At 68.9% G+C, this 13,749-nt stretch carries 12 protein-coding genes; 7 read left to right on the forward strand and 5 right to left on the reverse strand.

From position 1 onward, the window contains the following. Positions 1 to 63: 63 nt before the first annotated feature. Positions 64 to 1,074, reverse strand: coding sequence for an enoyl-CoA hydratase/isomerase family protein (locus MHN80_RS08010; protein WP_064569355.1), 1,011 nt, complete (start codon positions 1,072 to 1,074; stop codon positions 64 to 66). Positions 1,075 to 1,288: 214 nt separating this feature from the next. Here MHN80_RS08010 and MHN80_RS08015 point away from each other — a divergent pair, with 214 nt between their 5' ends. The 6 genes from MHN80_RS08015 to MHN80_RS08040 all read left to right on the forward strand — a co-directional run bounded on the left by MHN80_RS08015 (position 1,289) and on the right by MHN80_RS08040 (position 7,704). Beyond that, a complete protein-coding gene (locus tag MHN80_RS08015; RefSeq protein ID WP_239400747.1) occupies positions 1,289 to 2,881 on the forward strand; it encodes an ABC-F family ATP-binding cassette domain-containing protein in 1,593 nt (530 codons plus the stop codon). A gap of 56 nt (positions 2,882 to 2,937) precedes the next feature. Then, positions 2,938 to 3,801: an alpha/beta fold hydrolase gene (locus tag MHN80_RS08020; protein ID WP_239400749.1), complete on the forward strand. Its 864-nt coding sequence runs from the start codon at positions 2,938 to 2,940 to the stop codon at positions 3,799 to 3,801. A gap of 130 nt (positions 3,802 to 3,931) precedes the next feature. After that, on the forward strand, positions 3,932 to 5,059 hold the full coding sequence (locus MHN80_RS08025) for an MBL fold metallo-hydrolase (RefSeq protein ID WP_239400751.1): 1,128 nt from the start codon (positions 3,932 to 3,934) through the stop codon (positions 5,057 to 5,059). Between the two features lie 33 nt (positions 5,060 to 5,092). Continuing rightward, positions 5,093 to 5,854 (forward strand): crotonase/enoyl-CoA hydratase family protein, encoded by a 762-nt coding sequence (locus tag MHN80_RS08030; protein WP_004022627.1) that lies wholly within the window; start codon positions 5,093 to 5,095, stop codon positions 5,852 to 5,854. A 66-nt stretch (positions 5,855 to 5,920) separates the two neighbouring features. Continuing rightward, entirely contained in the window at positions 5,921 to 6,823 is a 903-nt protein-coding gene (locus tag MHN80_RS08035; protein ID WP_239400753.1) for a LysR family transcriptional regulator, read from the forward strand. 8 nt (positions 6,824 to 6,831) lie between these two features. Continuing rightward, positions 6,832 to 7,704, forward strand: coding sequence for a LysR family transcriptional regulator (locus MHN80_RS08040; protein ID WP_239400825.1), 873 nt, complete (start codon positions 6,832 to 6,834; stop codon positions 7,702 to 7,704). Positions 7,705 to 7,762: 58 nt separating this feature from the next. On the opposite strand, the gene MHN80_RS08045 is transcribed toward MHN80_RS08040, so the two are convergent. Continuing rightward, entirely contained in the window at positions 7,763 to 8,986 is a 1,224-nt protein-coding gene (locus MHN80_RS08045) for an acetyl-CoA C-acetyltransferase (protein ID WP_239400755.1), read from the reverse strand. Between the two features lie 52 nt (positions 8,987 to 9,038). After that, on the reverse strand, positions 9,039 to 9,800 hold the full coding sequence (gene fabG, locus MHN80_RS08050; RefSeq protein ID WP_004023362.1) for a 3-oxoacyl-ACP reductase FabG: 762 nt from the start codon (positions 9,798 to 9,800) through the stop codon (positions 9,039 to 9,041). 150 nt (positions 9,801 to 9,950) lie between these two features. On the opposite strand from fabG, the gene MHN80_RS08055 reads away from it, so the two are divergent. Then, positions 9,951 to 11,135, forward strand: a complete 1,185-nt coding sequence (locus tag MHN80_RS08055; protein WP_239400757.1) for an acyl-CoA dehydrogenase family protein — start codon at positions 9,951 to 9,953, stop codon at positions 11,133 to 11,135. 54 nt (positions 11,136 to 11,189) lie between these two features. On the opposite strand, the gene MHN80_RS08060 is transcribed toward MHN80_RS08055, so the two are convergent. Together MHN80_RS08060 and MHN80_RS08065 are read right to left on the reverse strand one after the other, a co-directional pair. Continuing rightward, a complete protein-coding gene (locus tag MHN80_RS08060; protein ID WP_239400759.1) occupies positions 11,190 to 12,836 on the reverse strand; it encodes a class I adenylate-forming enzyme family protein in 1,647 nt (548 codons plus the stop codon). Positions 12,837 to 12,894: 58 nt separating this feature from the next. After that, on the reverse strand, positions 12,895 to 13,659 hold the full coding sequence (locus MHN80_RS08065) for an SDR family NAD(P)-dependent oxidoreductase (protein WP_239400761.1): 765 nt from the start codon (positions 13,657 to 13,659) through the stop codon (positions 12,895 to 12,897). Positions 13,660 to 13,749 lie beyond the last annotated feature (90 nt).

Below are 13,749 nucleotides of genomic sequence, written 5' to 3' on the forward strand. Positions count from 1 at the left end.
CCAGGTGGTCTCGACATGGCTCGACCAGCGGGGCAGCCGACTCGACCAGCGGGGGCGACCGACTCAACCAGCGGCGGCACCGACGATCCGCGCCACGAGGGCGGGGTCGACGTCGTCGATGGTGGCCGGGTCGAACGCGGGGCTGCGGTCCTTGTCCACGAGTACCGCCCGCACGCCTTCGCGGAAGTCATGGGTCTGCGTGATCTGTTCTGCCGCATACAGTTCGCGGTCGAAGCACTCGTCGATCCCCGACTTCGCGCCGGCACTGATCATCGCCGCGGTCACCCAGAGGCTGGTGGGTGAGGCGCTCTCGAGGAGGCCCACCATCTCCTGGGCCCAGTCGTCGCCGACCGCACCGCGCAGACCCCCGAGGATCGCGTTGACGTTGTCGTCGGCGAAGTACTCACCGATCTTTCGCAGGGGCACGTCGCTCGTGTCCTCGGTCCCGGAGGTGGCGAGCGCGTCGGCGAGCGGAGCACCCGAACGGATGCTGTCGGCGACCGCCGGCAGGTCTGCGGAGGACACGAAATGCGTTGCCAGGCCGACGGCCACCGCGTCGACACCGCGAATCCGGGCGCCGGTGAGGCCGAGCCACATGCCCACGCCTTCGGGGAGTCGCGGGAGGAAGTAGGTCGAGCCGATGTCGGGGAAGAAGCCGATCGCGGTCTCGGGCATAGCGATCATCGCCTTCTCCGTGACCACCCGGATCTCACCGTGCACGCTGATCCCCAGCCCGCCGCCCATCGCCGCCCCGTCGATCAGGCTGATGTAGGGCTTCGGGTAGTCGGCGACGAGCTGATCGAGGCGGTACTCGCTGCCGAAGTACCTGCTGATGGCCGCGGCGTCGCCGTCGATGGCGTGCTCGCGGATCGCGCGGATGTCGCCGCCCGCGCAGAATGCGCGGTCGCTCGCCGAGGTGATCAGGACCGTGTCGATCGCGTCGTCGTCGCCCCATTCGCCGAGGGTGACGTACATGTCGTCGATCATGCTCTGGTCCAACGCATTGAGAGCCCTGGGCCGGTCCAGGACGATCTCGCCGACGCCGTTGGACACCGAGGTTCGGAGGTGAGACATACCCCAACCGTAGCGGTGACCCCGGACCAGAACACTCCGGCCGTAATTCCGTTGGCAACGCCGGACTCGTCCGCTACGGTGGTCACCACTGCACGCAGACCTGTCAGGAGTGATCCACCGCGATGAAGAACTGAAGTGGCCCCGGCCCGTCGGCACCGCCGGCGGACATCATCGACGCCCTCGTCGGTGTACCCGACCCACTTCAGGAGTGCTCATGCCATCTTCCATCGTGCTGTCCGACGTCTCGTTCGCCTGGCCTGACGGGACCGTCGTCTTCGATCACCTCGACGTCGCTCTCGGCGCCGAGACCTACGCTCTCATCGGTGCGAACGGAGCGGGCAAGTCGACGCTCCTCGGCCTGATCGCGGGCCGGCTGCGGCCGGCGTCCGGCAGTGTCACCCTCGCGGGCGGGGCGTCGACAACCGAGGTCGGCGTGGTCGCACAGGACCCGCAATCCGATCCGTCGTCCACCGTGGCGCAGGCTCTCGGCATCCACGAGATCCGCTGCGCCATAGCGCGAATCGAGAACGGTTCGGTCGATCCGGCGGACTTCGACGCCGTCGGGGACGACTGGGGCGTCGAGGAGCGCGCCATCGGACTCCTCGAGCAGATGGGCCTGCCGCGCGACCTCGACCGCCCGGTCGGCGCCATGTCCGGCGGCGAGGCCACCCTGCTGGCGATCGTCGCCGGGCTTCTCGCCAATCCGACGATCCTGCTTCTCGACGAGCCGACCAACAACCTGGACACCGACTCGCGCGCACGGCTTTTCGACGCCATCACCGCGTTCACGGGCACGGTGGTCGTGGTGAGTCACGACCTCGAGCTCCTCGAGCGCGTCGACGCAACGGTGGAGCTGTACCACGGTCGCGTGCGACTGTTCGGCGGCCCGTACTCGCAGTACCGCGAGATCGTCGACGCCGAGCAGGAAGCCGCCGAGGCCGCGGTCGCCACCGCGGCCGGCGACTTGCGCAAACAGCGCCGGGAGATGTCCGAGGCGTTGATCAAACTCGACCGGCGGGCCCGGACCGGCGCCACCGCCGAACGCGAGAAGCGGGTACCGAAGATCGTCGCGCACAATCGGAAGAGTGAGGCACAGGTGTCGGCGGGCAAGCTCCGCAACGCCCATCGCGACGACGTCGCCTCCGCGGCAACACGTCTCGACGAGGCGCGCGAGGACATCCGCGCCGACCGGACCGCCCAAATCGTCGTACCGACGCCGGAGGTGGCCCCGCGCGCCCAGATCATCGTCGACGACCGTCTGCGCGTCGACGGACCCGAGCGGGTGGCCCTCGTAGGTCCCAACGGTTCCGGGAAATCCACGCTGATCGCCGACGTCATCGCGCGCGAATCCGTCGTCGTGCCGTACGCATCGGTGCCTCAACGGATCGCCTTCCCCGACCCGGCGCGATCGATCGCCGAACACCTGGCGCGGACCCACCCGGACATCTCCACCCAGGAGGTGCGGGCGCACCTCGCGCGGTTCCTGTTCCGGGGGGCCCGCGCGGATCGCGCACTCGCCGAACTGTCCGGCGGGGAACGACTACGCGTCGCCCTGGCCGACGCCCTGCTCGGCGACCCCACACCGCGGCTCCTGATCCTCGACGAACCGACGAACAACCTCGACCTCGACACCGTCACGCAACTCGTCGACGCTCTGGAGGCCTGGACCGGTGCGCTCCTGGTGGTCTCCCACGACGCCGGGTTCCTGGATCGGATCGGGATCGAGCGGCGGGTGTCCCCGCCCGCCGCGGAAGCAGATCTCGAACGAACAGACACCGAACAAACGGACTCCGAAGCAGCCCGCTGACGAACAGTCGATGACGCGCGCGGCGTGGAGGCCGATTCGCCTGCATACTGCGTGCGATGGCCGCGCCCGCACCCGTCACCGTCGATTCCCCGGTGGACGAGCCCACACCAGTCGTCCTCGTCCACGGCTTACGAGTGAGCGGCGCAACGCTGCACCGCGTCGCCGAGGCAGTCGCCGGTTCTGCCGCACCGGGGCGGGAGGTCGCCACCCCGGACCTCCCCGGCCACGGTGCGCGACGCGATGAGACGTTCTCGATGTCCGGTGCGGTGGACACGGTGCTCACCGAGATCCGCCGACTGGGCCGACCCGCGGTCGTCGCCGGGATGTCGATGGGCGGTTATGTGGCGATGGCGGTCGCCGGACGCCACCCGGAGGCTGCCGCGGCCCTGGTCCCGATGTGCGCGACCACGCAACCGAGTCCGCTGCTCGCCGCCCCGTTCGAGACCTTCGGGGCGGTGACAGCGTTCCTCCCGCGTCAGGCCGCCATCATCAGCCAGGTGGCCACCCGCCTCGCCGTGGGGCGGCAGGTGTCGGCGGACATGGAGATCGGCGGGCTCGCCCTGGGTTCGATCGCCGACGTCGTCGCCGGGATCAAGCGATTCGACGCTCTCGGTGAGATCCGCCGCTATCCGGGTCGCACGGTGTTCGTCAACGGGAGCCATGACCAGTTCCGGATGCACGAGCAGCGGTTCGTCGAGGCGGCCCAGAATGGATCGCTCACCGTCATTCCCGGTGCGAGCCACCTCTTCCCGCTCATCCAGCCGGAACTCGCCGGTCGTCTCATCGGCGAGGTCGCGGCGGCGTGTGACACCGCCGCACTCGGTGGGTCCGTGGAGGCCGCCGGTGGCGACCCGGCCGAAGGCCGCCCCATCGACCCGGCCGACGGCCGACCCGTGTGCGTCGCCGAACTCGACACATAGGTCCTACCTCAGGGTGTCTGAGCCGCACCCAGTTTGAGCGTCGAAGTCGTCTCGTGATCGGATGACAGCAGTTCACTGCACCACTCGTCGCGGTGCCCGGCGCGAACGACGCACCCGAGGAGGAGGCTGGATGGTCCCGATCGAGGTCACCGGCGTACTGCAGAAGCAGGCCTGGGCCGACAAGGTCCTGCCGCCGGTCGAGGAGGTCCGGCCGCAGCTGTGGTCGATCCCGGTACCCATGGGTCCCAATCCGCTGCGATACGTCCTCGTCTACGCCCTCGGACTGCCCGACGGCGGTCTCGCGCTCATCGATGCCGGCTGGCCGTCCGACGAGTCATGGGATGTCCTCGTCGCCGGCATCCGCTCCACCGGCCACGACCTCACCGACGTGCGCTCGATCGGTGTGACCCACCTCCATCCCGACCACTTCGGGCTCGTGCCGCGCCTGCTCGAACACGTCGACGCCGAGCTGTGGATGCATCGCGACGACGCCCGGTATCTGCGTCACCACTCCGACGACGAGGTCGAGAGCCAGCTGGAGCAGGCGCGGTCGGAACTCCGGCTGCTCGGCGCACCGGCCGAGGTCGCCGACGAGGGCCTGGTGGGTTTCATCCGCATGCCCGACGGCCGGACGGTCGACCGCGAGCTGACCGGCGACGCCCCGCTCGACATCCCCGGCTGGGATCTCCGCGCCATCTGGACCCCCGGCCACACCGCGGGACACCTCTGCTTCGCCGACGACACCGCCGGCGTCATCTTCACCGGCGACCACCTGCTGCCGCGGATCAGTCCGAACATCTCGACCAATCCCATGCAGACCGACAGCCCCCTCGCCGACTACCTGATCTCGCTGGCCAACACCGAGAAGATGCGCGACCACGAGGCGCTGCCGTCCCACGAGTACCGATTCCGGGGCCTCGGCAACCGGGTGACGGGGCTGCTCACGCATCACGAGGAACGACTCGGTGAGATCACCGAGACGGTGGCCCGGCATCCGGAGAGCACGGCGTGGGAGATCACCCGATCGGTGACCTGGTCGCGCCCGTTCGAGGAGCTGTCGCTCACGCTCAGCCGCCTGGCACTGCGGGAGACACACGCCCATCTGGTCGTCCTGCAGGAACGCGGGATCCTCGACGCACGCATGCCCGCCGGTGCTCCCGACGACGACACGGCTGCCACGAACCCGGTTCGCTGGTTCCTCACCGACAGCGCCACATCGGCTGAGCCGCAACCGATCTCCATGACCGAGAACACCTGACATCCCGCTCCACCCACCGATCCAGGAGTCCCCATGAGTGCAGTGCTCACCGAGTTCGCCGACGGCGTCGCCGTCATCACGATCAACCGCCCCGAAGCGAAGAACGCCGTCAACCGCGAGGTCTCCGAGGGCATCGCCGCCGCCATCGACGAACTCGAGGCACGCGACGACCTCACCATCGGCATCCTCACCGGCGCCGGCGGGACGTTCTGCGCAGGGATGGACCTGAAGGCCTTCACGCGCGGCGAAGTGGTGTCGCTGGAAGGCCGCGGATTCGGCGGGCTCGCCGATTCGCCGCCGACCAAGCCACTCATCGCCGCCGTCGAAGGCTGGGCGCTGGCAGGTGGGTGCGAACTCGCGTTGTCGGCCGACCTCGTCGTCGCGGCGAACAACTCCAAATTCGGTATCCCCGAGGTCAAGCGCGGGCTCGCCGCCGCAGCAGGTGGGCTGCTCCGCCTGCCGAAGATCCTGCCGTACCAGGTCGCGATGGAACTCGCCTTGACCGGCGAACCGCTCACCGCCGAACGCGCGCACCAGTTCGGGCTGGTCAACCGGGTCACCGAACCGGGTGAGGCACTCGCCGGCGCCCGCGAACTGGCCGCCGTCATCGCCGCGAACGGCCCCCTCGCCGTCCGGGCGACCAAACAGGTCACCTCGATGGCGATCCGCTACACCGATCCCGAACTGATCAAGAAGCAGTGGGACTTCCTCGGCCCGGTGTTCGCCTCCGACGACGCCAAGGAGGGCGCCATCGCCTTCGCCGAGAAGCGGGCGCCGCGATGGACGGGTAAGTGACCTCCCCGGACGCCGTATCAACTCGGCCCGCTCGCTCCGCTCCCGGCGCCGGATAAGGTGACCGGGGTGGACCTGCACCTCGTGACCTACTTCGTCGCCGTGGTCGACCACGGCGGCATCACGAAGGCCGCCCAGTCGCTGTACATCTCACAACCCTCGCTGTCCCAGGCCATCCGGACACTCGAGAAGCGACTCGGCGTCACCCTGTTCGACCGCACCGGCCGTCGTCTCGAACTCACCGAGGCCGGTCGCAAACTCGACGTCGCCGCCCGGCGCATCCTGGCCGACGTCGACCGCGCCAAGGCCAAGGTCGATGCGGTTCGCGAGTTGCGCGCCGGCCGCGTCGACGTCGTGACCTACGCGGCGTTCAGTGTGGATCCGGTGGTCAACGTCGTCCGCCTGTTCCGGGAACGTTTCCCGCGCTTGTCGGTTCGGGTCGTCTCCGCCGACAGCCCCGCCGGAGTGCTGTCGGCGTTGCGATCGGGCGACGCCGAGGTCGGAATCATGGACTCGGCCGCCGAGCACGCGACGTTCACGGCCATCCCGATGGCCGAGCAGGAGCTGGTCGTGGCGGCGCCGGCCACGCTCGCCGACAGCCTGCCCGATCCGATGCCGCACGCGGCGGTCCGCTCGTTACCTCTCGTCATAGATCACAGCGACCCGATCACCGCGGCGCTTCTCGACGGGCTCCTCGACGACGACGGCAAGAACGTGGTGGTCGACTGCCAGTTGCCGTCCGCGGTGTGGAGCCTGGTCAAGAAGGGAACCGGGGCAACGGTTCTCCCGCGCACCGTGGCCGACCGGCAGCTCGCGGGACTCCGGCGCCTGGCACTCGACCCGCCCCTGACCCGACCGTGGGGCCTCGTCCTGCGATCGGGGCTCCCCTCGCCGGCCGCACTCGCCTTCATCTCCGCGGCGAAGGTCCACTGCGGGATCGCTCCCGATCCCGCCGAACCACGGGATTGGTGAGTTCCACCATGGAATTGCGGCAGGTCGAATACTTCCTGGCAGTGGTCGAGAACAAGGGCATCGGTGGTGCGGCATCGGCCCTGGGTGTCGCCCAACCCACTGTGTCCCAGGCACTCCGGGCGCTCGAACGCGAACTCGGGGTTCAGCTGTTCCACCGCATCGGTCGGGGGATGGTCCTGTCGGCGGCCGGGCGCACGATGGTCGGTCCCGCACGGCAGATCGTGCGGGACATGGACGCCGTCGACGATCTGCTCTCCGCATCGGCGGACGAACTCACCGGCCACCTGGACATTCTCGCCTTCGCCGCGACCGCCGTCGGGCCCGTCGTCGATCTCGTCGCCCGGTTCCGGGCCACGTATCCGCGAGTGTCGGTGCGGCTCGGCGAATTACGCGACGAGACCAGGGCCGCGTCGGCCATCGAGGACGGTCACTGCGAGTTCGCCGTCGCCCACCTGCCCATCGCCGGTGACGATCTCGAGGTGATCGTGATCGGCGAACACGAACACGTGCTGGTCTACCCACCCGGTACCGAGGTGCCCGATGGCCCGATCCCGCTGAACAACCTGCCGTCGATCCCGATGGTCTTCGTGCCGCGCGGCTACTCGGTGGCCGACGAGTTCGAGGAGGCCATCCGAGTCGCGGGCGTCCGGCCACCGCTGGCCGTGCTGTCGGAGATCCGCGAGGAACGGCTTCCCATGGTGGAGTCCGGGATCGGCGGTACGCTCCTCGAGCGGTCGGTCGCGGAGTCGGCCGACGAACCGGTCGTCATCCGCGAGATCGAGCCGAATGTGGTGCGTCCCTTCGCGATCGCTTTCCACCCGCCGTCTCTGTCGGCCGTCGGCCAGGCATTCGTCGACCTCGTGCGCGAATCGGCGGGATGACGGGTGGAACACCGGAACCCACCGGTGCGGATCAGGTGGGGCCCGCTGAGTCTCGGTGTCAGGCGACGCGCTCGAAGACCGCCGCGAGTCCCTGGCCGCCGCCGATACACATGGTCTCCAGCCCGTAGCGCGCATCTCGACGGTGCAGTTCGCGGGCCAGCGAGGCCAGCATGCGGCCGCCGGTCGCGCCGACGGGGTGTCCCAGGGAGATACCCGAACCGTTGACGTTGGTGCGCTCGAAGTCGCCACCGGCGCCGAACCGGCCGAATCCCCACTCGCGCGTCACCGCCAGCGCTTGCGCCGCGAAGGCCTCGTTCAACTCGATCACGTCGATGTCGGCGAGTGTCAGTCCGGCCTTCGCGAGCGCCTTCTCGGTCGCGGGTACCGGTCCGATCCCCATGGTGCGCGGCGGTACCCCCGCCAGACCCCAGGACACCAGCTTCACCAGTGGACGTAGGCCCAGCTTCTCCGCGACCTCGGGTGTGGTCACGATCGCCATCGACGCGGCGTCGTTCTGGCCACTGGCGTTGCCCGCCGTCACGGTCGCGTCCGGATCGGTCGTGCCCATGATCGGCTTCAGTTTCGACAGCGATTCGACCGAGACATCGGGGCGCGGATGTTCGTCGGTGTCGATGACCTGATCGCCTTTGCGGCCGGGCACCGTGACCGGGATGATCTCCTCGGCCAGCACGCCGTCCTTCTGGGCGCGGACCGCTCGTTCGTGCGATGCCACAGCCAGCTCGTCCTGCTCCGCGCGGGAGATCTCGTACTCCTTGCGCAGGTTCTCGGCCGTCTCGATCATCCCGCCGGGCACCGGATAGTTCTTGCCGCCGGCGGTCGAGCGAGCACGAACGAGGCTGTCGTGCATCGTGATACCGGTGCGGGCCCCACCCCACCGCATGTCGACGGAGTAGAACGACGCATTGCTCATCGATTCGGCCCCGCCCGCGACGACGAGGTCGTTGTCGCCCGCGGACACCTGGTAGGCGGCCTGGATGACGGCTTGCAGGCCCGAGCCGCATCGTCGATCGATGTGCATGCCGCCCACCGTGATCGGCAACCCGGCGTCGAGGGCTATCACACGACCGAGCGCCGGCGCCTCGCTGTTGCCGTTGCAATGTCCGAGGATGACGTCCTCGACCTTCTCCGGGTCGAGCCCCGTGCGGTCGAGCATTCCGGTCAGCGCGGCGACCCCGAGGTCGACGGCGGTGAGGCTCGTGAACATTCCGCCGTAGCGGCCGATAGGGGTGCGTACCGGTTCGCAGATGACGACGTCGCGCATGGGTGACCTTTCGGGTGAAGAGAAGCGTGCGGGGTTCGGTGGGCGCGGACCGTCACATGAAGCGACCGCCGGTGACCTCGAGGACGGTGCCCGTCATGTACGACGACATGTCCGAGGCGAGGAACAGGGCCACGCTCGCGACCTCACCGACCTCACCGGCGCGTCGCATCGGGATCTCCGCCATCTTCTGGTCCCACGCCTTCTGCGGCATCGCCTCGGTCATCGCCGACCGGATCAGGCCGGGCTGGATCGCGTTGACCCGCACACCGTGATGGGCCATCTCCTTGGCCGCGGCCTTGGTCAGTCCGACGATGCCCGCCTTGGCCGCCGAGTAGTTGGTCTGTCCCACCATGCCGACCTTGCCGGACAACGACGAGATGTTCACGATCGCACCGCGCTTGGCCTCGCGCATGATCGCCGCCGCCTTGCGAGTCCCGTTCCAGGTGCCCTTGAGATGCACGGAGATGACCTGGTCGAAGTCGTCTTCGGTCATCGTCCGCATCGTCGCGTCCCGGGTGATCCCCGCGTTGTTCACCAGGACGTCGAGGGATCCGAAGCCCTCGACCGCCGCCGCGAGCAGTGTGTCGACCTCGCCCGCGTCGACGACGTCGCACCGTACCGCCCGGGCCACCTCGCTGCCGCCGAGTTCGTCGACGGCGGCCTGCGCGGCGTCGAGGCTGAGATCACCGAGGACGACCCGGGCGCCTGCGCCGACGAACGACCGGGCGATCTCGAGACCGATGCCCTGCGCGCCGCCGGTCACGACGGCGGTGCGTCCTTCGAGCAGCAACTCGGCGGTGGTGCTGGGAGCCATGTGTGGTGTCGTCCTTCCGGGAACGGTTGAGTGACCTCAATCTATCGAGATCCGGCGCCGTCGAACCCCTCCGAGCTCATACGCAGCGGCTATCGGATCGATCCCGGTTTCGTATTGGACGGTCGCAGGCGGACACGCCAGAGTGGTTTCATGACCGGTGTGATGCAACCAGCCACGACCTCCCAGGTGGGCCCCGAGGATTTCGCCGACATCCTCGCCGCGACGCGTGCGTTCGTCCGCGAGGCGGTGGTCCCCCGTGAGCAGGAGATCCTCGACACCGACGCGATCCCCGACGACATCCGCCAAACAGCCAAGGATATGGGCCTTTTCGGCTACGCCATCCCACAGGAATGGGGCGGCCTCGGCCTCGATCTCACCCAGGACGTCGAACTCGCGATGGAGCTGGGCTACACGTCCCTGGCACTGCGGTCGATGTTCGGCACCAACAACGGCATCGCCGGCCAGGTCCTCGTCCACTTCGGCACCGACGAACAGAAGACCGCCTGGCTGGAGAAGATCGCGTCCGGCGAGGTGGTCGCCTCGTTCGCGCTGACGGAACCGGGGGCCGGGTCCGACCCGGCCGGACTGCGCACGAAAGCCATCCGCGACGGTGATGACTGGGTGATCACCGGCGAGAAGCGGTTCATCACCAACGCCCCGCTGGCCGATCTGTTCGTCGTGTTCGCGCGAACCCGGCCGGCCGACGACGCCGGCACCGGCATCGCGGTGTTCCTCGTCCCCGCCGATGCCGCGGGGCTCAGCGTCGGAGCCAAGGATCGCAAGATGGGCCAGGAGGGCGCGTGGACCTCCGACGTGCACTTCGACGGTGTCCGCGTGCCGGATTCGGCCCTCGTCGGCGGCAGTGAGGACGTGGGCTACAAGGCCGCGATGATGAGCCTCGCCCGCGGCCGGGTCCACATCGCCGCACTCTCGGTGGGCACCGCCCAGCGGGCGCTCGACGAGTCTGTCTCGTGGGCCGCGACCGCCACCCAGGGCGGTACCGCCATCGGCGAGTTCCAATTGGTCCAGGCGATGCTCGCCGATCAGCAATCCGGTGTCATGGCCGGGCGCGCACTGGTCCGGGAGGCGGCCCGTGCCTGGGTCGACGACACCGACCGGCGCATCGCCCCGTCGGCTGCCAAACTGTTCTGCACCGAGATGGTCGGCAAGGTCGCCGATCTCGCCGTGCAGATCCACGGCGGCAGCGGCTACATGCGCGACGTCCCGGTCGAGCGCATCTACCGCGAGGTGCGATTGCTCCGCCTGTACGAGGGCACCAGCGAGATCCAGCGACTCATCATCGGGCGCAACCTGGTCAAGCGCGCGCAACGCTGACCCCGCCGGCGTGCGCCGCGCCGGCGCCTCGTTCGTGCGCCGGCGCCCGGGACCTCAGGCTTTCGTCAGGCGCTCCCGCAACGCCACCTTCTGGACCTTGCCCGCCGCCGACGTTGGCAGCTCGTCGACGACGAACACATCGCGAATCTTCTTGTACGGCAACACCTGTGCCGCGACGAAGTCCGACACCGCATCGGCGTCGATGACATGACCGCCCCGGGCGACGAGAAAGGCGACCGGTTCCTGACCCACCGCACCCGCCTCCCGGGCGACGACAGCGGCCGCCTCGACGTCGGGATGCGTCACCAGGATCTCCTCGAGCTCGCGCGGATACACGTTGTAGCCCTTGTAGATCAGCATGTCTTTGGCGCGGTCGCAGATGTAGAGGTACCCGTCGGCGTCGCGGTAGGCGATGTCACCGGTGTCGAGCCACCCGTCGACGAACTGTTCGGCCGTCTTGTCGGGGTGATCGAGGTAGCCGTCGGTGACCTGCGGTCCACGCACCCACAACTGCCCCTTCTCCCCCGGCGCGAGGACGGCGGTCGGATCGTCGACGGCGCGGATCTCGATCTCGGTGTCGAACGTCGGCAGACCCACACTGCCGAGCCGGTATCGTCCCGCGGACGTCAGGGGCGCCGAGGACACCAGGCATGTCGCCTCGGTGAGGCCGTAGCCCTCCACGATCGACGCTGCCGGGAACGCCTTTTCGAGCAGCTCGAGAGTCACATGGTCGATCGGTGCGGCGCCGGAGGAGACGACCCGCACCGAGGTCAGGTCCCGCGCGGAGACGTCGGGGTGCACGGCGAGCGCGTGCCACATCGCTGGGCTACCCGTCACGTACGACGCCCGGCGCTCCTCGATGAGGGCCAGCATCCGTCCGGGTTCGAAACGACCGGCGAACACGTGCGTGGCGCCGCACAGAAGGAGAAACGACATGTTGATGAGGGCATGCGCGTGGAACAGCGGGGACACCACGACCGTCGCCGCGTGCCCGGGGACGACCCCCGGGTTCTCCGCCGACCGGGGTGCCAACGTCAGGAGCCCGTCGGCACCCACCTCGACGGAATGTCCCGCCCGCCAGCCGATCATCTGCGTGACGTTGCCGAGGACGTTGCGATGCAGGACCCGCACGCCCTTGGACACACCAGTGGTGCCACCGGTGAAGGCCAGATGCGCGACGTCATCACTCGTGGTCGAAACCTGCGGTGCCGCACCATGCCCGGCGACGAACTCCGCGAGGGGGACGGCGTCGATGCCGTCCCGCGCATCCGCGGCCCCGTCCACCGTCACCACCGTCGTCAACCTCGTACCGGTGGCGGCTTCCAGGAGACGCCCGGACTGTTCGACCTGCGTGAAACCCACCACCGCACCGGTTTCCGCGATCTGACGCCGCAGACCCGGTACGGGCTGCAACGGATTGACCAGGGTCACGGTTGCGCCCGCGCGCAACGACCCGTAGTAGGCGACGACGAACTCGACGCTGTTGGTCAGGTACAGCAGGACCACATCGCGATCGGCGACCCCCGCGGAGCGCAACGCCGACGCCACCGCGGCCGACCGTGCGTCGAGCCCGGCGAACGTGAGCGTCGTCGCGCCGTCGACGACGGCTGCACGATCGCCGTACAGGGCCGCCATACTCGCCGGCAGTACCGCCATCGTGGTCTCGGGATAGCGGAGAGTGGTGGGCGTCGGGGCAGACATCGCGATGTTCCTCTCGAGAGGCGTTGTGGGAGTGCCGAATCGTTCGTGCCGGCTCCGGCTACCGCGGCGCCATCCGGATCGCCCCGTCGAGGCGGATGGTCTCGCCGTTGAGGTAGGAGTTCTCCAGGATCGAGGCCGCGAGCCGGCCGAACTCCTCCGGACGCCCCAGCCGTGCGGGGTTGGGGATGCTCGCGGCCAGCGCATCGCGCACGTCGTCGCGCAGACGCGCGAGCAGCGGCGTGTCCATCGTGCCCGGCGCGATGGTGTTGACACGGATGAGCTTGCTGGCCAGGTCCCGCGCGGCGACCAGCGTCATCCCGACGATGCCCGCCTTCGACGCCGCGTAGTTGATCTGGCCTATCTGTCCCTCGAACGCCGCGACCGACGCGGTCATGACGATGGCGCCGCGTTCGCCGTCGACCGGTTCCTGCCGCGCGATGCGTTCCGCGCCGAGCGAGAGCGCATGGAACGACCCGACGAGGTTGAGCTTGATGACGAATTCGAAGTCCTCGACCGAACCCGCCTTGCCCTCCTTGTCGAGGATGCGCATGCGCCGGCCGGCTCCGGCACAGTGCACGAGTCCGCGCAGACCTCCGCGGTTGTCGGCGACATCGAGTGCGGCGGCGAACTGTTCGGCATCGGTGATGTCGGCGGCGGCGAACGAGGCAGCGGTGCCGAGTCCGTCGGCCACGGCCTGCCCGTCCGAGGTCGGCAGATCGATCAGGGTGACCAGCCCACCGGCGTCGACGACACGTTGGGCGGTTGCGAGACCGAGACCGGATGCGCCACCGGTGATCGCGACGGAGAGTCCCTTGAGTTCCACTGTCTTCCAGTACCTTTCGAGTGATTATGTCTCTGATCCCCGAGGTGCGAACCCCTTCCGCTCCCTGAGGTGCGAGCGAAGCGAGCCCTC

This window comes from Gordonia sp. McavH-238-E (assembly GCF_022348225.1).
Classification (GTDB): Bacteria; Actinomycetota; Actinomycetes; order Mycobacteriales; family Mycobacteriaceae; genus Gordonia; species Gordonia terrae.

Coding starts and splice junctions, on each gene's coding strand:
- MHN80_RS08010 (WP_064569355.1), bottom strand. CDS start 1,074: ATGTCTCACCTCCGAACCTCGGTGTCCAACGGCGTCGGCGAGATCGTC.
- MHN80_RS08015 (WP_239400747.1), top strand. CDS start 1,289: ATGCCATCTTCCATCGTGCTGTCCGACGTCTCGTTCGCCTGGCCTGAC.
- MHN80_RS08020 (WP_239400749.1), top strand. CDS start 2,938: ATGGCCGCGCCCGCACCCGTCACCGTCGATTCCCCGGTGGACGAGCCC.
- MHN80_RS08025 (WP_239400751.1), top strand. CDS start 3,932: ATGGTCCCGATCGAGGTCACCGGCGTACTGCAGAAGCAGGCCTGGGCC.
- MHN80_RS08030 (WP_004022627.1), top strand. CDS start 5,093: ATGAGTGCAGTGCTCACCGAGTTCGCCGACGGCGTCGCCGTCATCACG.
- MHN80_RS08040 (WP_239400825.1), top strand. CDS start 6,832: ATGGAATTGCGGCAGGTCGAATACTTCCTGGCAGTGGTCGAGAACAAG.
- MHN80_RS08045 (WP_239400755.1), bottom strand. CDS start 8,986: ATGCGCGACGTCGTCATCTGCGAACCGGTACGCACCCCTATCGGCCGC.
- fabG (WP_004023362.1), bottom strand. CDS start 9,800: ATGGCTCCCAGCACCACCGCCGAGTTGCTGCTCGAAGGACGCACCGCC.
- MHN80_RS08055 (WP_239400757.1), top strand. CDS start 9,951: ATGACCGGTGTGATGCAACCAGCCACGACCTCCCAGGTGGGCCCCGAG.
- MHN80_RS08060 (WP_239400759.1), bottom strand. CDS start 12,836: ATGTCTGCCCCGACGCCCACCACTCTCCGCTATCCCGAGACCACGATG.